The 21980-nt window shown below is 55.6% G+C and carries 20 protein-coding genes; 14 read left to right on the top strand and 6 right to left on the bottom strand.

What is annotated here, in order from left to right:
* Nucleotides 1-86 precede the first annotated feature (86 nt).
* The 3 genes from Pla52o_RS15365 (at nt 87) to Pla52o_RS15355 (ending at nt 3351) form a co-directional block, all read left to right on the top strand.
* Nucleotides 87-1115: a universal stress protein gene (locus Pla52o_RS15365; protein ID WP_231612380.1), complete on the top strand. Its 1029-nt coding sequence runs from the start codon at nt 87-89 to the stop codon at nt 1113-1115.
* Between the two features lie 90 nt (nt 1116-1205).
* Nucleotides 1206-2156 (top strand): universal stress protein, encoded by a 951-nt coding sequence (locus Pla52o_RS15360; protein ID WP_146595478.1) that lies wholly within the window; start codon nt 1206-1208, stop codon nt 2154-2156.
* Between the two features lie 172 nt (nt 2157-2328).
* Nucleotides 2329-3351, top strand: a complete 1023-nt coding sequence (locus Pla52o_RS15355) for a dihydroorotate dehydrogenase (protein ID WP_146595744.1) — start codon at nt 2329-2331, stop codon at nt 3349-3351.
* Nucleotides 3352-3609: 258 nt separating this feature from the next.
* Here Pla52o_RS15355 and Pla52o_RS15350 read toward each other — a convergent pair whose 3' ends face one another.
* Nucleotides 3610-4704, bottom strand: coding sequence for a 4Fe-4S dicluster domain-containing protein (locus tag Pla52o_RS15350; RefSeq protein ID WP_197169267.1), 1095 nt, complete (start codon nt 4702-4704; stop codon nt 3610-3612).
* A 25-nt stretch (nt 4705-4729) separates the two neighbouring features.
* On the bottom strand, nt 4730-5200 hold the full coding sequence (locus Pla52o_RS15345) for a Crp/Fnr family transcriptional regulator (RefSeq protein WP_146595476.1): 471 nt from the start codon (nt 5198-5200) through the stop codon (nt 4730-4732).
* 462 nt (nt 5201-5662) lie between these two features.
* Here Pla52o_RS15345 and Pla52o_RS15340 point away from each other — a divergent pair, with 462 nt between their 5' ends.
* Together Pla52o_RS15340 and Pla52o_RS15335 are read left to right on the top strand one after the other, a co-directional pair.
* Entirely contained in the window at nt 5663-6118 is a 456-nt protein-coding gene (locus Pla52o_RS15340; protein ID WP_146595475.1) for a hypothetical protein, read from the top strand.
* Nucleotides 6111-6578 (top strand): CBS domain-containing protein, encoded by a 468-nt coding sequence (locus tag Pla52o_RS15335; RefSeq protein WP_197169266.1) that lies wholly within the window; start codon nt 6111-6113, stop codon nt 6576-6578. Before Pla52o_RS15340 ends, Pla52o_RS15335 begins: the two co-directional genes overlap by 8 nt.
* A gap of 68 nt (nt 6579-6646) precedes the next feature.
* Here the strand turns inward: Pla52o_RS15335 and Pla52o_RS15330 are convergent, their stop codons facing one another.
* From Pla52o_RS15330 to Pla52o_RS15320, 3 genes are all read right to left on the bottom strand, one after another.
* Entirely contained in the window at nt 6647-7573 is a 927-nt protein-coding gene (locus Pla52o_RS15330; protein WP_146595473.1) for a universal stress protein, read from the bottom strand.
* A 556-nt stretch (nt 7574-8129) separates the two neighbouring features.
* Nucleotides 8130-9533 carry a sigma-54-dependent transcriptional regulator gene (locus Pla52o_RS15325; RefSeq protein ID WP_146595472.1) on the bottom strand — a complete coding sequence of 468 codons (1404 nt, stop codon included), beginning with the start codon at nt 9531-9533 and terminating at the stop codon, nt 8130-8132.
* A gap of 195 nt (nt 9534-9728) precedes the next feature.
* On the bottom strand, nt 9729-10847 hold the full coding sequence (locus Pla52o_RS15320) for a two-component system sensor histidine kinase NtrB (protein ID WP_146595471.1): 1119 nt from the start codon (nt 10845-10847) through the stop codon (nt 9729-9731).
* A gap of 567 nt (nt 10848-11414) precedes the next feature.
* Between Pla52o_RS15320 and Pla52o_RS15315 the strand changes: the two genes are divergently transcribed.
* The 7 genes from Pla52o_RS15315 to Pla52o_RS15280 all read left to right on the top strand — a co-directional run bounded on the left by Pla52o_RS15315 (nt 11415) and on the right by Pla52o_RS15280 (nt 18296).
* Complete coding sequence (locus tag Pla52o_RS15315; protein WP_146595470.1) at nt 11415-12890, top strand: ATP-binding protein; 1476 nt, start codon at nt 11415-11417, stop codon at nt 12888-12890.
* A 24-nt stretch (nt 12891-12914) separates the two neighbouring features.
* On the top strand, nt 12915-14048 hold the full coding sequence (locus Pla52o_RS15310; RefSeq protein WP_146595469.1) for a two-component system sensor histidine kinase NtrB: 1134 nt from the start codon (nt 12915-12917) through the stop codon (nt 14046-14048).
* 268 nt (nt 14049-14316) lie between these two features.
* Nucleotides 14317-14829, top strand: coding sequence for a four helix bundle protein (locus tag Pla52o_RS15300; protein WP_146595467.1), 513 nt, complete (start codon nt 14317-14319; stop codon nt 14827-14829).
* Nucleotides 14830-14885: 56 nt separating this feature from the next.
* A complete protein-coding gene (locus tag Pla52o_RS15295; RefSeq protein ID WP_146595466.1) occupies nt 14886-15734 on the top strand; it encodes an FAD/NAD(P)-binding protein in 849 nt (282 codons plus the stop codon).
* Nucleotides 15731-16546, top strand: a complete 816-nt coding sequence (locus Pla52o_RS15290) for an NADH-quinone oxidoreductase subunit B family protein (RefSeq protein WP_146595465.1) — start codon at nt 15731-15733, stop codon at nt 16544-16546. The genes Pla52o_RS15295 and Pla52o_RS15290 overlap by 4 nt, the downstream gene beginning before the upstream one ends.
* Nucleotides 16543-17838 carry a Ni/Fe hydrogenase subunit alpha gene (locus tag Pla52o_RS15285; RefSeq protein ID WP_146595464.1) on the top strand — a complete coding sequence of 432 codons (1296 nt, stop codon included), beginning with the start codon at nt 16543-16545 and terminating at the stop codon, nt 17836-17838. Before Pla52o_RS15290 ends, Pla52o_RS15285 begins: the two co-directional genes overlap by 4 nt.
* On the top strand, nt 17835-18296 hold the full coding sequence (locus tag Pla52o_RS15280) for a hypothetical protein (RefSeq protein ID WP_146595463.1): 462 nt from the start codon (nt 17835-17837) through the stop codon (nt 18294-18296). Before Pla52o_RS15285 ends, Pla52o_RS15280 begins: the two co-directional genes overlap by 4 nt.
* A 60-nt stretch (nt 18297-18356) precedes the next feature.
* Here the strand turns inward: Pla52o_RS15280 and Pla52o_RS15275 are convergent, their stop codons facing one another.
* Complete coding sequence (locus tag Pla52o_RS15275; protein WP_146595462.1) at nt 18357-18785, bottom strand: universal stress protein; 429 nt, start codon at nt 18783-18785, stop codon at nt 18357-18359.
* A gap of 394 nt (nt 18786-19179) precedes the next feature.
* Between Pla52o_RS15275 and cls the strand changes: the two genes are divergently transcribed.
* On the top strand, nt 19180-20661 hold the full coding sequence (gene cls / locus Pla52o_RS15270) for a cardiolipin synthase (RefSeq protein ID WP_146595461.1): 1482 nt from the start codon (nt 19180-19182) through the stop codon (nt 20659-20661).
* A gap of 165 nt (nt 20662-20826) precedes the next feature.
* Nucleotides 20827-21828, top strand: coding sequence for an Acg family FMN-binding oxidoreductase (locus Pla52o_RS15265; RefSeq protein ID WP_146595460.1), 1002 nt, complete (start codon nt 20827-20829; stop codon nt 21826-21828).
* Nucleotides 21829-21980: the final 152 nt, after the last annotated feature.

Here is a 21980-nt window from a genome sequence, read left to right as displayed (position 1 = left end):
CGATCGAAGTTGACCATCGGTCGTGCCGCCCGTAGCCCCTGCGCCCAGCCCAAATAGCCCTCAGGTGTCCGCGTCGACTCTGGGGGTTGCGACAATCTGCACACTCCAGCGTCTGGCATGCGCGAAAAGTGTTGTTTTCGATCAATGGCACTCCGTTTGCTTTCTTTTTCTTGGAATTCCTCCAAGGAGATTCGGAGATGCACAAGGTGTTGCTCGCCGTTGATGGCTCCGCGGCGTCGGACGAGGCTGCGTATCAGGTCGCTTGTTTGGCTCATCACGATCGTTGGGATGTAACCGTGCTGACCGTCGTACAGCGACCCTATCGGCTCGACAGCGATGGGGTGGTCGAGGCCTTTGAAAAGGCTTGTGATCAAGACCGCGAATTTGCAGTGGAGCACTATGGAAAAATTTCGGCGATCTTTGACGGCGCCAATGTGTCGATCGGGCAGCGGATCGAAAACGGGAGCGTCAATGAAACGATTATCGAAACGGCCGACGAGATTGGCGCCGATCTGATTGTGGTCGGCGCGAAAGGACGCTCGCAGATCAGTCGTGTGTTGCTAGGCAGTGTCAGCGATCATGTGGCAACACATGCCCATTGTAGCGTTTGGGTGGTGCGACCGAGCGACCGTGAGGTTACCGAGAGGGGGAGCCGAGTTTGTTTGACGTACGACGGTCGCGTCCCATCCCAAGCCGCACTGAAGGAGATTGCCGAGATCGCTTGGCGTCACGATACCGAGTTTCATGTGCTCTGCGTTGCTTCGTATCTCTATAACTTTTTTGGCGAGCTCCGAGAGGATTCCGATGCGGCTTCGCAATACAACGCGTACTTGAAACAAGCCCAAGAACAACTGTTGGGCGTGGCGCCTCAAGCCCAGACTCATTTGCTCGAAAGCGAGCATGTGGGAGAAGGCATTGTGATGTTTGCCGAGCAGAACGACATTGACCTGTTGGTGTTGGGCGAGACGCCACGCTATGGCTTGAGTCGGTTTTTGCTAGGCAGCACATCGCGTTATGCCCTTCGGCATGCTCGTTGCAGCGTTTGGATCACTCGCAATCGCTTGTTTCAGGGCGCCGATCCTGTGGCGTCTGCCGAGCAGGCCGTTGTTGAGTAAGCCGTTGTTGAGTAAGCCGTTATTGAGTAAGGCGTTGATGAATAAGGCGTGTCGTGCAACAGAGGAATCATCCACCGGAGCGAGAGGACGATGCAACGTTTCAAGCGAATCCTATGTTATGCCGGTACCGGTTCCGATGAGACCGCGATCTCACGCGCGGTCGGCTTGGCGATCACGAACGGTGCCGCCTTGACGGTCATGGATGTGATCAAGCCCATTCCTAAAGCGGTCGGCTTGATCACCAAAGCATTTCCCTCCAATGACCTCCAGAACTTGGTCGTCAAGGATCGTGAACAGCGGTTGTTGGATCGCATGTCGGAGTACGCCGATACGGCGGTTTCGCTCGAATTGGTGGTCGCTAGCGGTGATCCCGCGACGGAGATTATCCGCAGGGTGATTGCTGAAGACATCGACTTGGTGATCAAAACGGCAGACGGTTTTTCGACCACAGGACGGCTTTTTGGGAGTGTCGCGAGATCGCTGTTGCGGATGTGCCCCTGTCCTGTCTGGCTGCTCAAACCCGAAGTTCACGGGCCGTTCGACCAAGTGCTGGCTGCGATCGACTTGGATACCGAAGACAAGGTTCATCAAAACCTCAATCGCAATATTCTTGAGCTTGCATTCTCCATTGCCGCACGAGAAGACGCTCAACTGCATCTCGTTAGCGTTTGGGGGCTGTGGATGGAAGAGCCTTTGCGAAAGCGAATGGGGGACGATACGGTCGATCGTCTGGTCGGAATGCAGGAAGCGAAGGTGCGACAGGCACTCGATGATTTGTTGCAAGCTCCCTGGGCGGAGGACACCCACGTTCATGTCCACTTGGAACGAGGCGATCCGGCCGAAGTCATTCGGGCGGTTGCGGACCAAATCGAAGCCGACTTGATCGTCATGGGCACGGTTTGTCGCACCGGAGTTCCTGGGTTCTTGATTGGCAACACCGCCGATTCCATCATTTCGGAGCTAACGTGTTCGATGCTCGCGCTCAAACCCACAGGCTTCCTCTCGCCGATCGAGGTCGCTGGTAAAGAGGTCGGCCGTTGAGTCGTTACTTGAACATGGAATAGCCGAGGTTCTCGCCGTTCGCGATGCGTACCGCTGACCTCCCTCTCTCGAATTTCTTGGGGGGGAGTCTGTTTCGCGGCCTTGGGTGTTCCTTCTTTTCGATTGCATTTCCTCCTCGACGGCGAGGTGGGTCTTTTCTCTGAGCACTATGATGAAGATTGATCTCTCGACCGCGTACGGTGGCTTGATTCTTGATTCCCCAATTGTCGTGGGGGCCTCGCCGATGGTGAGCGACGAACAAACACGCTCAAGTCTCGAGGCGGCCGGTGCGGGGGCTGTCGTGTTGCCATCGGTTTTTGAAGAACAGGTGATCCGCTGGACACAAAAGATGGGACGCCCCATCACCGAGCGTGAACAGGCATTGTTGGCCCGCAGCGAACGATTTCGAATCCGTTCCGCAGGCGAAGGTGCCGAAGACTATTTGGCATTGGTCGAGCGTGCGAGTTCGCAGCTCTCCATTCCCGTGATCGCAAGCTTGAATGGCTATTCGGCGAACGGGTGGCTTGATTTCGCGGGAGAATTAGAACAGGCGGGCGCCGCCGGGGTTGAGCTGAATGTCTATCATGCACCGGTGAGCGATTATCGTGGATCGGGCGAGATCGAAGACTCGATCGTTGCCGCAGTGGGGGAGGTGAATGAAGCCATCTCGATCCCTTTGTTTATCAAGTTCGAACGCGTCGGCGTTAGTCTGCCGCATCTTGCCCGCCGGGTATGTTCCGGAGCCAATGGCTTTGTGGTGTACGGACGTGGTCCCGATACGGATATCTGTCTCGAAAGTTTGAAGTTAAAGTCATTCTGGAGTTTGACTGCTCCGGGGTCGGCGATTCAACTGCTCAACCCCATCATGCGAGTTCATGCAACCTGTCCCGCGATGTCGATTGCGGCAAGCGGAGGAATTGCCAGTTGCGAAGACGTCATTAAAGTGTTGTTGGCGGGAGCCGACGTGGCCATGATCACGTCCGAATTGTATCGCTCGGGGCCTACCACGATTCGCACGTTGATCGACGGCTTGGTCGCATTTCTACAGCGGCACCATTTTAAATCGCTCCGGGATTTGCAGTTGCATCGCCCGCTCGAATTTGCCAATGACCAAGAACGGGTGCACTACATCGCCGCGTTGTCGGCCCGGCTCAACGTCGCCTCCCCTGCGGATTCGGTGAGTCCTCGGCCGTGATTCTCCAATGCCGCCGTCTATCGCCCACTTCACCCCTTCGGCCGCTGGCAATCGGCGCAGCGGCGTTTTGTGGCATACCATTGCACGAACGCCCCGTGTGAGGGACGCGGTGACGTCGGCAGACAATCCTTCGGGGGCCACCGCCACGAAAACGCCGTCGAAAACGCCGTCGAAAACGCCGTCGCGGCGGTTCCCATCCAAGCCATCGACGATCGTTCGGTCAATGCTGTCTCACGAATCGTTGGCGGCATCCTTCGTTTACCTTGCCGGGTTTTCTCGAATCGCCGCGACCTCTTCGGTCAAATCGATGCCAACCGGACACCAAGTGATACAGCGACCGCAACCCGTACACCCGCTGGTGTCGAATTGGTCGTGCCAAGTCGCAAGCTTATGCGTCAGCCATTGTCGATAACGGCTGCGAACATCGTTGCGAACGGTTCCACCCGCCGTGTAGCTAAAGTCGAGATTGAAACAGGAGTCCCATTGGCGAACACGAGTCACCTCGGTCTGGTCCAGATCACTCAACTCGTTGACGGTCGCGCAAAAACAAGTCGGACAAACCATCGTACAGTTCGTACAGGAAAGGCATCGCTGGGCAACCTCGCTCCAATGCGGATGTTCAAGATGCTCCAACAACAGGTCGTGAATGTCGGTCGTATCAAGCCGCTTTGTGATTGCGCGGATCGCGTTATTGGTTTCGTTAGCAGCTAAGGCTGTTTGTTCGCTATCGGTAGGGGCCAACTGCAACTCGGCCACGATGCTCGCACCCATTTCACTATCGGTTTCAACACAGAACCCCTCGTCCGTCTCGGTCAATGCGATATCGAAACCCGCATGGCATTTGGGCCCGGTGTCCATCGAGGTGCAAAAACAAGTGGGTGCGGCGGTGGAGCATTGAACCGCGATCAGGAGCACCGCTTCACGGCGGCGGGTGTACACCGGATCCACGTAGTCACCTTCGCTGAATACACGATCCTGGATCCGGATTGCCGCCAAGTCGCAGGCGCGTATGCCGAGCAAAGCCCGTCGCGGAGGATCGGCAATTTTGCTGGCGAATTTCCAACCGTCCTTGGTCAACGTGGCGCCGGTGAGCTCTTGGCGAGCGGGATAGAGATACTTTTTCCAAGAATCGGGACTGGAGTTAAAGTAGAATTGGCGGTCGTTTTTCGTTTCGCGAATTCGGTAGGTTGCCGGGGATTGATCGTCCGTCCAACCCGCTGGTAATTGTGCGGCTTGGTCGATCGGTTCATAAACGATCGCCGTGTCACGCTTCGTCGGGCCAATCACCTGATAGCCACGCTGCTGTAAGACGTCGATTAACCGTTGCAGTTCCTGACGCGGTAACCACTTCATCGGCGGATTCGATCGATTCGATGCGTCATTCATCCACAGAGGCCATTGGGGGCTGAAACAGGTCGAGCAATTGCAAGCGAGTCGCCAGCAAACGCTTGGAAATCGACTTGGCGATCATTTGCATGACCTTGTAGCCGATCTCATGGTTCTCGTCACAGAGTTGCTGCAGTGCATCGGCATCCAACGCAATCAACGTCGTCGCTGTCGCGGTGATCGCGGTTGCCGTCATACGTTGGTCTCCGAGCAATGCAGACCAACCCAACAAATCGCCTGGGCCGACCGTCAACATTGCCATCGCACCGCCGCCGGTTCCCGACATCTCTAATCGGACGCGTCCTTGTTGGATCCAATAAATGTAACGGTGACACTCTCCCTCGCGAAACAAAAGGGATTGCGGTGGCCACGCGACGATCGTGGCTAAATTGGCGAGACGGGTACGCGACGTTGGCGAAAGCTCGCTGGCGAGACTCAGCGTTTCGAGTTCGTCGAGACTCATCCGCGTTGATTCCTTTTCTGTCTCAGACTCATCGAGGGGTCGGTCTGATTTGGGTTTCGGAGGGTGGGACGGTGAATCGCAACGCGGCCGATACGGAACGCTTCAGATCTCAACTGCGATTCGCAAGCGAATGCAACGCGAGTGCATCACGCAAAACGAGTGCCAACCGCCATAGCGAACGAGTCACTTGATCCTGTGGACGGGAAATGGGAACGAACCGGGATGGCTCCTGGTGGCGGTGATCGATCCGTGGTCTGTATTGACCTGCGTTGCCAGCGAGTGAGCAGCACTCAATGTGTGCCATGTGACACATGAGTGTGCTCTTGCGCCCATCGTTTACCAAACCAACTTGCTTCGCGTCGTGCTGAAACCGATGTCGATGCGGATTCGATATCGAAGTGGTACAGGCTTTGCCGTTGGATTGTTTTGCAACGTTTAGCACCGTCACCTGAGGACTTACCCATGCGTATGATCGCCACCGTCGTTTTGGCCACCGTTTTTTCCATGACCCTGCTTGCGGATTCCCCCAAGGAATCGCAAGCCGAGTCGGATGGGAAACCGACTAGTTTCTGGATGCAAAAGAAAATGGAATACTCGCAAGATGTTTTGCGAGGACTTGCGATGGCGGACTTCAAAGGCATGGCTGAGAACGCTCGTCAAATGCGTTTGCTGAGCAAGGTGGAAGGGTTCGTTCGCCGTGGGAACCCTGAATACCAGGTGCAATTGCATGCCTTTGAGCGAATTTGTGACGAGCTGATTCGCCAATCCGACAAAGGCAATCTAGAGGGAGCGACTTTGGCGTTCAATCACTTGACCCTTAGTTGTGTCAGTTGTCACAAATTGCTGCGCAGTTCGGATGCCAATGCTTCCGAGACGCGTGCGCCGGATGCCTCCAAAACAGGAGTCAGCAATGACTAAGTTCGGCAGCCATGAAGACTCCGTCCAGCAATGGATGTCGATCCCCACGAACTCGGTGCAGCGCGAGGGGACGGTTCGCGATGTTTTAGAGTTGATGAAGGGCAAGCAGATCACTTCGGTCCCCGTGGTGGATCCTCAGGGGCTCGTCATCGGGATCGTGACCCAGCGTGACCTCGCAAGTGTGGTCCTTTCCACGGACCAATTGCTCGACAGTGACTATCCCCACTACGAAGATTGTTTGTGGGCCGTGGACTTGATTCAACGACGATTGGGAAGCGACAAAGTGACCGAGGTGATGAGTGAGAGCGTGGCATCGATCGAACCAGGGCGATCGATGTGGGAAGCGGCAAAACAGATGACCGAATTGGGGATCCATCACCTCGCCGTTACGAAGAACGGAAAATTGTTAGGCATGTTGTCCTCAAGCGACTTTATGCGTTTGGTCGCGAGCATGGGATAGTCCCATTGCCAATGCGGTGTTATCCGGAAGCACATGCGGCGACCTCGTTGACGCTCGCTGTGACCGGCCTAACTTGGATCGTTAGCCGAGGGCGGGACGTCGCGGGAAATCAGCACGCTACATTCGGCGTGTCGCAAAACATGCCGTGAATTACTGCCTAAGAATATCCGGTGGATCAATGTCTCGTGTTGGTCACCCGTGATGATTAGATCGCATTTTTCACTTTGAGCGTACTCCAGCAAGGTTTGCCCGATGTGCTTTGCAGGGATTAATTTCGATCGCGTGGCAAAACCTTGCGACTGAAGTTGCGACTTGAGTGTTGCAATGGTTTCTTCGGAGATCGATGGGGTCGGTTCGCGAAACTTTGATGCGTATTGAAACAGATCTTCGTCGTAGAATTGCAGGATCGGTTTGACGTGAACCAAGTGAATCTGGGTCGTCGTCGGAAGGCGAAAACGAGTGACCCATGTGGTCAGACTCGCGTCGCTGGCGGCATCGCCAATCGCGATCAAGATACGTCGAGGCGCGGGGCTTGCCGCGTGTTGCTCAGGCTTCTGTTCGCCCTGTGGACGGACCACCAATGCCGAGCATTCGACGTGGGTGGCCACGGTGTCAGAGACGCTGCCCAGCAAAACGCGTGCAATCGCGGAATGGCCTGTTGCCCCTAAGAGCACAAGGTCGGCTCGCTTTTCTTTTGCGAACCGGATGATCTCCGTAGCGGGTGACCCGATCGGAGTGCTTGTCTCAATCGATCGGAATTCATCGTGAGCAAACGCGACCATCGCGTTGAGTGATTTTCGCATCAACTCGATCTCGCGTTTCATGATCACCGAGGCATCCATGGCGAACGCGGTGCCGCTGAGATCATACTCGGGGACCATCGGAGCAACGCTGAGGAGTGAAAGGTCAACTTCGTCGTGGCACGGCAGTCGCTTCAGACAATCCAATGCGAAGGAGGCGTACTCCGATTGATCGACCGCCGCTAACACACGCATACCACTTCTCCTGACAAAGAACGACGTTGAGGTGCAGGTCAACGCAACGCAAACGCTGTGCCTCGTGCAACGGTTTGATCTGTTCGAGTGAAAATGAGCAAGGACGAGCTACGTCGCAACGTCGAGACGGGCCTTCGTGAAACGTCGGGCGTCGGCGACTCCCCGATCACTGCGGTCAAGCGGCCCGTCGGAATCGGCACAAGAAGTGCGTTTTGATTTTGATGTTAAGCAGGTAGGCAGGAGTCTTTCGGTAGATTAGCCGTTTTGGCGTTAGCCCCGGTTGAACCGTGGCTAACGCCAAAGCGGCTAATGGGATTTCACCCAATCATTCCTGCCTCCCTGCTTAGGATCCGCTGTGACCCCATCCTGCCGAGGCAAACCGATGAGCCGAATCAAATGGAAAGACACCCCACACGAAAAGATTTTCTGGGGAGTGGTCATCGCGACCGCCATTGCGTCGATACTGCTGTTCGCAACGAAGATCGCGGGCAGTTAGTCGCGGGCAATCAATCGCGAGGGATCGACTCGAGACAAGCCAGCCAAGTGTGAGGGAGGGTCAGACCGCTGCGGCCGTCGCAGACTGTGCATAGCGTTCGAGCAAGCGATACAATTTGCGGCGATGGATGCCGAGTTTTCGTGCCGTCCGTGCCTTGTTTCCCTTCTCCTTGGCGAGCACTTCAAGCACGTGGGTTCTGACCAAGTCGTCGACTTTCAAATCAGGGGATCCGACCACAAATTGAGGCGGCAGCGAAGCCGACCCATGGGAGGCGTCACCGTTGAAGATCGGGGTGTGCATGTCCACAGGATGGGCGATTTCGCTAGGCAGATCGTCCAGCGTAATGTCGTGATGATCCGCCAAGATCGTGGCCCGTTCAATAACGTTGATTAACTGACGCACGTTGCCGGGCCACGGATGATGCATCAGTGCCTCCTTCGCATCGGAATCGATTGACCATCCCTTGGGCAGCAAGTGATCGATCAAACGCTCGACGTCGCCCTCGCGATGGCGTAGAGGCGGCAGTGTCAGCGACAGCACATTGACACGGTAAAAGAGGTCTTCGCGAAAGTGGCCATCTTTGACGGCTTGGGTCAGATCGCGGTTGGTCGCGGCGATAATCCGCACTTTGACTTTCCGCTCGCGATGGCAACCAATGCGGCGAAGCGATCCGTCTTCGAGAACACGCAACAACTTGGGCTGGAGCGCGAGTGGCAATTCGCCGATTTCGTCAATGAACAACGTGCCACCATCGGCGATTTCAAACAGCCCCAATTTATCGGACGTGGCACCGGTGAAGGATCCTTTTTGATGGCCGAAAAGTTCACTCTCGACCAGTTGTTCGGGTAACGCGGCACAATTAATGGTGACGAATGGCTTGTTGGCGAGCTCACTACGCTCTTGAATCGATCGAGCAACGACCTCCTTGCCCGTCCCGCTCTCCCCTTCGATCAACACCGGTTTCCCCGTCGGTGCGACCTTCTCGATCATCCGCACGACCTCCTTCATCGCGGCCGATTCACCGACCAACTTTTGCTTCGGCGTCGAACGAGAAACCAGGGCTTTGAGCTGCAGGTTCTCTTTGCGAAGTTGGTTGCGATCGCGTGCGAGCAGGCAACGGTGCTCGAGGTCTCCCAGTGAACAGGGTTTGGTGAGATAGTCGCAGGCGCCTAACTTCATCGCGGAGACGGCGGTTTCAATGCTGCCGTGACCGGTCAGAAAGACCACTTCCAGATCCATCTTGGCTTCGTAAATCCGCTGCATTAACTCCAGCCCCGTCATTCCGGGCATGTCGATGTCCAACACCGCGACGTCAAAGGACCCTCGTTCCAACAGCATCATCGCTTGAGCGCCACTTCCTGCTTCTTGGACATCATGCCCTTTGCGCTGCATGTATTTCATGCAACTCCGGCGATAATCATCCTCGTCATCGACCAAGAGCAATTTGATAGGTGAGTTTGTCATCGCGAGTGGCTCGTTCGGGGGCGGTGATGCATATTCAGGATGGGGCATGCTGCTCCAGATGAGCGAAACGTGTTCCAACTTCCGTTTTCCAATGAAATCGGGGGGGATGCATCAAAAGTGTGCGTATTGTCTCAAGATAACGTGCGTTAAGGCACATTTGGAGACAGTAGAGAGTCGCGTTTCCGCGGGCGGCGGTTAGTAGGGCGATTGGCGAGGAAGGCTGAGCGGTTGCGGATGGACCGAGAGGGTCATTTCGATGATGCCTCCTCCATCGGCGTGGTTTGCGGCGCGAATCTCGCCGCGGTGGGCTTCGACAATGCGCCGACAGATAGCTAGGCCGAGTCCCGTGCCATGCTGTTTCGTGGTGTAGAACGGCTCAAAGACTTTGGGAAGCGATTCGCACTGAAATCCATGTCCATGATCGTGGATTGTCAACTTCACCGCTTCGTTGTCTTGCCAGCGGATCCGTTTACAGGCAACCTCGATTCGGGCAATCTCGTCGGCGGCATCAATTGCGTTCTCCAGAATCGCCAGGAAGACCTGTTTCATTTTTTCGCGGTCAAGCTGAGCGATGACATCTCGATCGCTGACGCGTGAAAATTCCAGCTGATGAGGGAAGAAATCGTGCTCGACGGCGATTTCGTCAAACGCAACTTGGCAAAGGTGTAGCAGGTTCACGCGTTGTGGTTTGAGCGTGATCGGTTCGGCATAGCGCCGCACCTCGTCATAGTTTTCGATCAGATCCCCCAACGAATCACGTATCCGTTGAGAAAGGATCATTTGTTCAGGATTATTCTTGAGATCGAGTTCGAGCAGGTCCAAACAGGCCACCGCACGCTGCAACGCATTTCGGCTTTCGTGTGCTAAACCACTGACCATTTGTGCAATCGCCGCGAGTCGCTCGGACTGTAACAGATCGTGGTCGACCGAGGGCTGGTCACCGCGAACAAGGTGCGCGAGCAAGGGGGATTCACGCTGATTCGCTATTTGGTGCACGCTAATCGTGACGTGAAGCTCGTGTCCATTTTTATCGCGGGCAACGACGGATTGCTCGTTTTCCCGCTGATTTGAATCCGATTGTGACACACAGCGCGCCAATTGTGCTTCCTGGAACCAATTGACGCCGCTTGGAAAAAAGAGTTCGGAGGGACGCCCTACGAGTTCTTCGCTCGTATAGCCAAGCAATTCAGTCAGCTTTTCATTGACAAAGAGGATCGTCCCATCCGGATCGATCACCGCAGCGGCGGCGGGGGAAATTTCTAGCATGCGGCGCGCTAACGGGGCGTCGGAAAACGGCTGGGTCTTGGTGTTCATTATTAATTACTCTTGCTCGATGATCGGCCGATTCGAGCATGGAGCAACCCGGATGCCGAATCGGATCGTTGACAGAAAACTTCGTCGCATTATCGCCGCGACTTGGGGACGCCGTTCGCCTGGTAGCGATGCTCATGCGGAGGATGGATCAGCCGATCCGCATGGAAGGAACCCTGAATCGAGGGCTATAATTGCGAACCTCCGGCAACGCGTTTCTGCGTTTTCCACTTGTGGGGATTTTTGTTGCGACGGATTGTCACCGGAGCAGGAATCGGTCGGGCCTCCGATACAATTGCGAGTTCGCCGACGGGTCACCATTTGCGTGGGGGCGGCCGAGGTGTGGGCTGCGTTCCTCGAGCGTTGTCAAAAAACGATCGAGCACGATCTCCACTTCGTCTTTCCGAACCCGCCTAAGCGCAGGGAGTGAAATATCGCCACATGAGCAAAGGGGACGCGAATTTGCATCAAAATAGCTGCTGGACCATCGATGCATCATTTCGGTATGATTGTGGAACGGGCAACGACAACGGGTCGTGCTAAACATCATCATTTCATGATCGCCATTCGATGGATCAACCGTTTCGTATCCTGGTCATCGAGGATAATCCCGATACGCGGGCGAATCTGCGCGACATTCTGGAGCTCGACGGGCACGAGGTCTTTATGGCCTCTTGTTTCACCGATTCCCAAGCGGTTGCCAGCGGGAACAATATCGGCTTGGTGATTACTGACCGCCGATTGCCTGAGGGGATGATTGAAGAGTTTCTGCCGCAGGTCAAAGCGAATTCGGCGGGGGCCGAAATCATTGTCGTGACCGGTTATGGCGACATGCAAAGTACGATTTCGGCGCTTCGCTTGGGCGTGAGCGACTACGTCATCAAGCCGATCATTCCCGACGACATCCGCAGCATCGTCAATCGCATTGCGGAGAAACAACGTTTGCAAGCGGCTTTAGTCGAAGAGCATTATTTTGCCGATCAAGTGCTAAAGACCGCCGAGTCGATTGTCTTGGTGCTCGATATGCAGGGGCACGTGATTCGCTTGAATCCCTATTTTGAAAAATTGACGGGTTGGACCGCTGCCGACTTGGTCGGGCGGGATTGGTTTTTGAGCTGTATCCCCGAGGCGGATCGTACTTGGGTCAAAGAGATGTTTGTTGACACCTCGCGTACTCGGCGCAACCGTGGCGTGTTGCATGATGTTTTGGACAAACAGGGACGTTGTCACCGGATCCGTTGGTCCCACGCTCCGTTGAGGAACTGCGACGGAACGATCGAGGCGGTGCTTGCCGTGGGGGTGGATGTCAGCGATTTGATAGAGGCCCAAACGCGGGCATTGCAGTCCGAGCGGTTGGCCGCGATCGGACAAACGATGACGGCGCTGTCCCATGAGAGTCGCAATGCATTGCAGCGCATCAAGGCTGCAGCCGATGTGCTCTCGTTGGAGGTTGCGGGAAACAAGAATGCCGAGGACGACCTGCATGCGATTCAACGCGCCAGCGGCGATTTGCAATGCCTGCTCGAAGAAGTGCGGTCCTTTGCAGCCCCGTTTCAAGTGCACCGTACCGAAACCTCGCTGGCCAACGTTTGGCAACGCGCCTGGGGTGATATCGCGGCGACCCGCGCCGGACGCGACGCGGAGTTGATCGAACCGCTCGATCTCGATGACCAGCAGATCGAGATCGATACGGTGCGGATGGAGCAAGTCTTTCGAAATCTGTTTGAAAACTCGTTGGCCGCTTGTCATGATCCCGTTCGTATCCATGTCGATTGCCAATACTGTGACGACATCGTGGAAGTTCGCGTCACCGACAATGGCCCCGGCTTTAACGTAGAACAACAGGCAAAGCTTTTCGAACCGTTCTACACGACCAAGAAATCGGGGACCGGATTAGGAATGTCGATTTGTCAACGCATTATCGAAGCGCACGGCGGAACCATTGATCTTGAACCCTCCGAGATTGGCGCCAGCATCGTGATTCGATTGCCTCTCGAAGTGCACCATGACCTGTCTCATCAGTCGCAGTTCGCGTCGCTTGATTGATTTTCCTTTTTTGATTGCGGACGGATGCAAGAACAAGACCAGGCGCTGCTCGCCGCATTATTGCAAACCGCCGTCGATGCGATCATCGTCATTGACACCCGGGGGATCATTCAATCGGTCAATCCGGCAACCACCAAATTGTTCGCTTACACCCAGGCGGACATGATTGGCGAGAACGTCAAGATTCTGATGCCCTCTCCATACCGTGAAGAGCATGACGGTTATCTGCGCAATTATCAGAATACAGGCCGCGCCAAAATCATTGGCATTGGACGCGAGGTCACGGGAAAGCGAAAAGACGATACCACCTTTCCGATGCACTTGGCTGTCAGCGAGGTGCCGTTTGGCGACAAGAAGCTGTTTGCCGGAATCGTTCGCGATATCAGTGACCTGAAAAGTGCCCAGCAGCAGTTGTCCGAAGTCAATGATCAACTCGAACAACGCGTGCGAGATCGCACCGGCGAGTTGCGCGCCACGCAGGCTGAGTTGTTGCGAGCGGAGAAGTTGGCGACGTTGGGGCAAGTTTCCGGTGGCATCGCGCACGAGATCCGCAATCCACTCAACGCAGTCCGCACCTCAGCCTACTACCTTCGCAACGCCAAGAACCTCTCGCTCGAAAAAACGAGAGAGCATCTCGATCGAATCGACCGGCAAGTCTCGTTGATCGAAAACGTGATTACGGCACTTTCGGACTTCGTCCGTTTGCCTGAACCACGCATCGCACGGTGCAACATCAATGATTTAGTGCATCAGGTCCTCGAGTCCGTTTCGGTGCCCGAGAACGTGAAAATTTTGAACCAGGTGGCGACCGAGAAGCCCATTGCGATGGTCGATCCCAATCAAATTTCGATCGTGTTGCACAATCTGATCCGCAACGCGGGGGACGCGATGCCCGATGGCGGCACCATCACGCTTGGCTCCGACGTGACGCGGGAGGAAATCGTCATCGAAGTCATCGATACCGGGACCGGGATTAAAGACGAGCACCTGCGCAGGATCACCGAACCGCTGTTTTCAACCAAGGCGCAAGGCATGGGGTTGGGGTTGGCCGTTTCCGCTGCCATTTTGGATAAGAATCAAGGCCACTTGGAAGCTCAAAGCCAACTTGGCGTGGGCACCACCTTCGCCGTCCATCTGCCGCGGAAATGGCGGTCCTGAATAGGCCCCTCCACGCGTGGTGATTGGAAGCGGATTGCTTGAAATTGCTCCCCATAGCACAGACGCGATGAGCACGAGAGCACATTGGCGATCATGTTCGGGTCGCAACTCGCGTAAACGAAGCGTCCTGGCATTGCTTGGCATCACAGATGCACTTCTGCCGCTCAGCGTCATAGGAACGACTCGTTACTGGCATTGAAGAGTTCGTGCTCGTACTCGTGCTCGTACTCGTGCTCGTACTCGTGCTCGTACTCGAAACGGGGCACTGATGACCGAACCAATCTTCGACCATGATCGACTTGATGTTTACCGGCTGTCGATTGACTACGTCGCTTCGTCGTTTTCGGTCGCAAAGGATTTAGTCGGTCTTCATCGTCATGCCCGTGACCAATGGGTTCGCGCCGCTCAATCGATTCCGCTGAACATTGCCGAAGGCAACGGCAAACGCAGCCTCAAGGATCGAAATCGATTTCTCGATATTGCCCGCGGATCGGCATTAGAATGCGCTTCGATTCAGGATGTACTCGCCGTTACGGACGGGCTTGGTGACAAAGTGCACGGCGAATTGAAACGAACGCTCAAACGGATTGTTTCGATGCTGACGCGACTGATCGCCCGCGCTGACGCTGTCTCCGAATCCAACGCACCGTACAATGCGGGTGACGAGTACGAGTACCGCGATGCTGAGTACGAGCACGAAGAACAGCCAGAATCAAGAATTGCACCTCAGGAGACGGCGCAGTCGTTCTCCAAATCAAGGTCCACCGCGCGTCCTCGGTGAATTCAATCATTATCGCGTGTTCGGACTCCTCACGGCGGATCCAGTGGATAGCACTCATGAGCGAACCAGCGTACCGCAATCCTTGGCATACCCAGGCTGCTGTGGTCACCGCGATCCGGGCCGAGACGCCGGGCGTTGCCACGTTTGAGCTTGCCTGGGTCGATGCGAAGTCGAAACCCCGAGTGCCGGCAAAGCCGGGCCAGTTCAACATGCTGTACATGCCGGGAGTGGGGGAAACCGCGATTTCGCTCAGTGGAGATGCCCTGCACTCAGACCTCCTGCTACACACCATTCGCAAAGTAGGTAATGTCACCGGAGCGATGTTTCGTTTGTCGGTGGGGGCGACACTCGGGGTGCGAGGCCCGTTTGGTTCGGCTTGGCCGATCGATGAATGCGTCGGTGCCGATTTGGTGCTGGTGTGTGGGGGGATCGGTTTGGCGCCGATGCGGTCGTTGGTAAATCAGTTGATTCGTCGCCGTAGCGAGTTTGGGGAAGTGCACCTGTTGATCGGTGCACGAACTCCCCGCGACCTGCTCTACCGCAACGAATATTCTCGCTGGAAAGCCGGGGGGATCAACGTGCAAACGACCGTGGATCGCGCGGAATCGACTTGGACGGGGAACATTGGTGTCGTGACGCTATTGCTGGAGCGATTGAACCGATTCAAGCCCGCCGGAGCGTCGCTAATGACGTGTGGTCCCGAGGTCATGATGATGTACACGATTCAGATGGCGATCTCGCGAGGATTCGAGCGGCGACGGATGTGGGTATCGCTCGAGCGTAACATGAACTGCGCCGTAGGCACGTGTGGGCACTGTCAATTCGGGCCCCATTTCGTTTGTAAAGACGGGCCGGTGCTGCGTTTCGATCTCATCGAGGCATTGTTGGAGGTCAAAGATCTATGACGAATTTGCCAATGAAAGAAAAGAAACGCCTGGCGGTTTTTAAGTTCGCCTCCTGTGACGGTTGCCAACTTTCACTGCTCAGCTGTGAGGATGAGTTGCTCGCTTTGGCGGACAAGGTTGAGATCGTTCATTTCTTGGAACTCAGTAGCCATACGCAGACGGGACCTTTTGATTTGACGCTCGTGGAAGGCTCGATCTCGACTCACGAGGATGAAGATCGCATTCGCGAGATTCGACGACAATCACGCGTCTTGGTCACCATCGGCGCATGCGCAACGGCGGGCGGTATCCAATCGCTGCGGAATTGGGCCGATCACGATGAATACTTGCAACGTGTCTACGCGCATCCCGAATACATCGATTCGCTCGCCACCAGCACCGCGATCAGCGATCACGTGACAGTCGATTTTGAACTTCGTGGTTGCCCGGTGGATAAGGTTCAATTGTTAGAGGTCGTGTTGGCGTTCATCAACCAACGCAGACCGAATATTCCCTCACACAGTGTTTGCTTGGATTGCAAGCGGCGCGGCGTGGTGTGCATTGCGGTGACCCAAGCGAAGCCCTGTTTGGGCCCGATCACGCAGGCCGGGTGCGGAGCGATCTGTCCAGCGTACCACCGACCATGCTACGGCTGTTTTGGCCCCTGTGACCAAGCGAATGCAAAAGCGATGTCCGAGCACTATCTCGAAGTAGGGGTCACGCCCTTGCAGATGATTCATCAGCTGCGAAACATGAACTCCGCTGCGAAGTTGTTTCAGATTGAAAGCAACCGCATCGAATCCGAGCATCCCACGAATCGGCCTGCGCCATGAGCCGTAGTCGAAAGATCACCGTCAATGCACTGACTCGAGTCGAAGGCGAGGGAGCGCTGCACATCCGCATCGACGGCAACGAAATCGCAGAGGTGCGTCTTTGTATCTATGAGCCACCGCGGTTCTTTGAAGCCTTTCTTTGTGGACGATCGATTCAAGACGTGCCCGACATGACGGCCAGAATTTGTGGGATTTGTCCGGTCGCATACCAAATGGTATCGGTGCATGCGTTGGAGGCCGCCTTGGGCATTGCGGTGACACCCGAGATTCGGCAACTACGGCGTTTGCTTTACTGTGGCGAATGGATCGAAAGCCACGCCCTACATATCTTCATGCTCAACGCAGCCGACTTTTTTGGATGTGCCAACGGCATCGAACTGGCTAAGCAGTTTCCAGAACGCATCAATGATGGATTGCGCATCAAGAAAACAGGCAATTCCATTGTCGAAATTCTCGGGGGCCGCGCGATTCATCCGGTCAACGTTCGGGTAGGCGGCTTTCATCGCTTGCCGTCGCGGGATGAACTGACGTCATTGTTGCAACCCCTTTGTGGGGCGCTCGATGCGGCGATCGACTCGGCGGAGTGGATCGCTGGATTTGACTTTCCCTCGTTCGAGCCCGATTGCGAGTGGGTGGCGCTGCATCATCCCGATGAATACGCGATGAACGAAGGCGTGATTGCGTCGACGCGATTTCCCGCAATCGATGTCGGCGAGTATGAGCGGGATTTCGCCGAAACTCAGGTGGCTCACAGCAACGCCCTGCATTCGACTCGTCGCGATCACCCTTCGTCTTACTTGCTAGGCCCCCTGGCACGACTCACGCTGAATCGTCATCGGCTCGTTCCAGACGCACTCCGTCTGGCAAATCGAATCGCCCCACCTTCCTTGATGCAAAATCGTTTCCGCTCCATCCTCGCTCGGATCATCGAAGTCGTTAGCTGCTTGCAGCAAGCGATCTTGATCATCGAAGAGTACCGTGAAACGAAGGAAGCCTTTATGCCTCATGTTGCCAAGGCCGGCTTCGGATGTGCCGCGACCGAAGCACCGCGTGGGATGATGTACCATCACTACGAGATCAGTGATGACGGACTCGTCACCAAGGCAAAGATTGTTCCACCCACGTCACAGAACCAGCGACAAATCGAATCCGATTTGTGTTTGTATCTACCGCAACTGATTCATGAACCGGATGAAATCATTGCCGCCGAATGCGAGAAACTGATTCGTACCTATGATCCCTGTATTAGTTGTTCGACTCACGCAGTGACCATTGATCGGGGACCGCGATGAACGTAAATCCAAGCGGCCAAGTGGTGCTTGGGCTAGGCAGTTTGAACGGTGATGACCAATTTGGCTGGTGCGTCATCGACGCGCTGTTGCGGTCGCCGATCGCTGTCGAGCTCCATAAAATTAGGCATCCCATCGACATCTTGTTCTGGCTTGATTTGGCTTCTCACGTTCATGTGGTGGATGCGGCGATTGGGTTGCCCGAGCATGTTTGCTTGTGGCGACTTGAGGGGGCGAACCCCGAGCACCGGAATCAAATCCAGATGCTGCCCAGTCATGGCACTCATGATTGGGGGCTCTCGACGACTTACCGGATGGCACAGTCGTTGGGCAAACCCATCGAACGGGTCACACTCTGGTTAGGTCGAGCGGAAGCGTTCCAGCCGCAGATGGCGATCGGCGTTGACACTCAAACCGCGTTGGATGTCTGTCTGGAAACGCTGCGAAAACAACTTGGATAGTGTCGGAGTTTCGGCTCAGGTCGATATCTCAAGACAGCGTGCTTCGGTGTTGCAAACCGCTTAGTTGCGTAACACAAGCACCGGACAATGGGCGAGCCGGACCACGCGTTCGGCTACCGAGCCCAGCAAGATATGTTTGACAAACCCATAGCCGTGAGACGGAATGACGATCAAATCGGCGTGTTCGCGTTCGGCGAAACTTGTGATTTCACGCCCCGCATCGCCGATGCTCACATGAATGGTCGTCGCGGCGTGTTTGGCGTCGGACAGCCGTTCGCGAAGATTCTTTTTGACGTGTTCAATTCGAGTTTCATCGGTGACCGTGCCATACAAGTTGCCATACTCCATCGCGGGCAAGGTCGAGAGCACATGGATCACATCAATCGAACCTTCGTTTTCAACGATTTCGAGCGCTTGGTCGACGGCATCAAGCGACATCTTACTGAAATCGACGGGGACAACGATTCGCTTGGCTATTAATCCTGACATGTTTCGGTCTCCACGATTGAAACAGGAATGAGAAACTTGAGGGTGGTGGTAACGATAAATGTCATCTCGATGCACCTGCACGCGGTAATCCCCCGGTCGAGCGGTATTCCATGTGCAAATCTTGCAAGCTTGCAAACCACGGGCCGAAGCGGAAATGGGGCGGCCGGTTGACGTAGCGTGGAAGGAGCGTGACAAACAGAACCGATTGCTAACGGCGACGCGAGACAATGTGCACAGCACCGCAGATGCAGGCTCCGGTGGATCCACGAGCCGGTGAATTGAGTTTTTGGGCTTGTGACGCTCGTAGTTTCGATGGTTTGCAACGCGAAAGGAGCGAACTGAGGGGGCGCTCGGCTGGGAGTCGAGGCAACTAATTGCGGTACAATGTTCTATTATGTCGATATTTGATTCACTTACCGACCAGTGGTGGTTCATCACGGTGATTCCCGCGATCGTGATTTTGATCGAACTGTTGGCAATCGCATCTGCGTTTCACTCGCTACGTCATGTTCGTACATCCCAGGCGGCGGTGGCGTGGGTGATTGGTTTGATCACAATTCCGTTCCTGGTATTGCCGATGTATTGGGTGTTTGCGCGGCACCGCTTCGAAGGTTATCGAGAAGCGATTCGTGCCGTAGGCGAGCGGTATGTCCAATCGGTCGAGTTGGTTCGTCGAGAATTGGTCACCGAAGTGAACGCGCGGTCAACGTCGGCCAGCACGACATCGGCCAACACGACGTTGGAGTATTTGGCCGATGTTTTGGACACGCCCCTCTGCACGGGCAATACCTTTCGGCTACTGATTGACGGCGAAGCGTTCTTCGACACGTTGCTATCCCAGATTGAAGCGGCACAAGAGTATCTCTACCTCGCTTTCTATATCATTCGCGATGACGAGCTGGGGAATCGAGTTGCCGAGGCCTTAGTCGCATCCGCAGCGCGTGGGGTTGTGGTGCGATTGTTGTATGACGAAGTAGGGTGTTTGCGGCTGAGCCAAGCCTACTTGGATCGCTTGGCCGAGGGAGGCGTCGACGTCCGTGCGTTTAACACACGGCAAGGATTCGTGAACCGATTTCAAATCAATTTTCGCAATCATCGCAAGTTGGTGATCGTCGACGGCAAGGTCGCCATCGTGGGCGGTTTGAATTTAGGGGATGAGTATCTTGGCAAGGCGAGTTGGGTGACGCGGTGGCGCGACACCGCGGTGGAGATCCATGGCGAATTGGCAAGAAAAGTTCAAGCCGTGTTTGCGGGTGACTACTACTGGGCGGCGCGGATCGATTTGCCGGAGGCAAGATGGGATCGCGATCCCAACCCGCAAAACGACTCGGGGTTAGCAGCGGTGTGTGCCACCGGACCTGCCGATCCACGGCCACGCGCTACGATGATGTTCGCGGCGGTAGCGGGGGCGGCGAGAGAGCGATTGTGGATTAGCACGCCGTATTTGGTTCCCGATGACGCCTTGATGGTAGCGTTGTCGATGGCGCGGGCGCGTGGGGTGGATGTGCGACTCTTGATTCCCTCGGTTGCCGACCAATGGGCGGTCTACATGGCCGGGTACCACTACGAACAAGAGTTGGCGGAGCTTGGAATTCCGGTTTATCGATATCAAGGAGGCGTGTTGCATCAAAAATGCGTTTTGGTCGATGATGAGTTGGTGTTGATCGGGTCGACCAACTTTGACAATCGTTCCTTGCACTTGAACTTTGAATTGATGGTGGCGATCGCAGAACCAAGCTTGATCACAGAAGTCGCCAACATGCTGGAGCAAGATTTTGCCGAATCTCAGTGGAGCAATGCGTTGGACGGGCCACTCCGACCCTGGTTGGCTCGCGTTGGTACCGCCATCGCACGTTTGTTCAGCCCCGTGCTGTAGCGAGCGGTTGTCGATCATTCTGGTGCGAGAGGAATGTGTCTGCGCATGTTTCGATTGCCGTGACGTGGCGCACTGTTTGCACCTTTTTGGAGTACGCCGTTGGCGTAGCGAACTTTCCTTCGCATCCAAGTATGTGACAAAACAATTTAAGTGTGTGGCAAATCAATGAGTACGGAATCGACATCACAAACCACTCTGATTGGGCGACTCCGCAATGCGGTGGGGCAAGCGGTCCAGGCGCCGTCGAACTACAACACTCAGCCCTGGCTGTTTCGCATCATGAAGGATGGTGTCGAGCTGATGGCGGATCGGCGGCGGGCTTGCCCCGTCGTCGACCCCGAGCAGCGTGAGTTGCTGATCAGCTGCGGAGCGGCGCTGTATCACTTGCGGTTGGCAATGAAGTTTGACGGGCTGGCGACGTTGGTTCGGATCCTGCCCGACCCCGCAAATCCCAATCGGCTCGCCCGCGTACTCGTTGCCGGATCGCACGAAACGTGTGATGACGAACGGATGCTCTTCGAGGCGATCCCCAAACGACGCACCAATCGCTTCCCATTCGAGCCTCGCGAGGTCGACCCGGCCTTGCAAGCCGAATGGATCGATGATGCGAAAGCCGAGCATGTTGGGCTTCATTTTGCGAGTACCAGCCAAGGGAAACATGCGATCGCGGATCTGGTTTCCGAGGGAGACCGGTTGCAGGCGAGTGATCGTCACTTTCGACGTGAACTTGCCAAGTGGAGTCATTCGAACCACAGTTGGCGGCGAGATGGACTTCCCGCTTACACGCATGGCGCCAGCAACTTTGCATCGAATTTTGATAGCTTTATGGTCCGCACGTTTGATTGGGGGGCGGAACAAGCAGCCAAAGATCGCCAACTCGCCGAAGGTTCACCTCTGCTCGCATTGATCAGCACCTCAACGGATATGCCCGCCGATTGGATTGCGTGTGGACAAGCCCTCGGCAAGATCCTGCTGCGTGCTGCGGCATGGTCGGTGGATGCCTCGTTTATGAACCAGCCGATTGAACTGCCGTCGTTGCGCCCCAAGCTCGCGAAGCTGATGAGATCCGACCAACACCCCCAAGTCTTGATGCGATTGGGGTACGGCATCGAGGTGCAACCAACGCCCCGGCGGCGACTCGATGACGTGATCATGAATGATTGTTAAGCAACGGTGATTGTTGAGCAACGGTTCGCTGCGTTGAATCCTTTTCCCCTCCATCGTAGCTTTGCCGATCTCGTAGAGTTGGACCCCAGCGAGTCGGGCCCCAGCGTGTTGGCCGAGAGGGGGCCGACGCAACTGTGCGACATGGTTCGTCG

Source organism: Novipirellula galeiformis (assembly GCF_007860095.1).
In the GTDB taxonomy this organism is placed as follows: domain Bacteria; phylum Planctomycetota; class Planctomycetia; order Pirellulales; family Pirellulaceae; genus Novipirellula; species Novipirellula galeiformis.
Note: the sequence above shows the minus strand (reverse complement) of the source record. Positions and strands in the feature narration are given on the sequence as shown.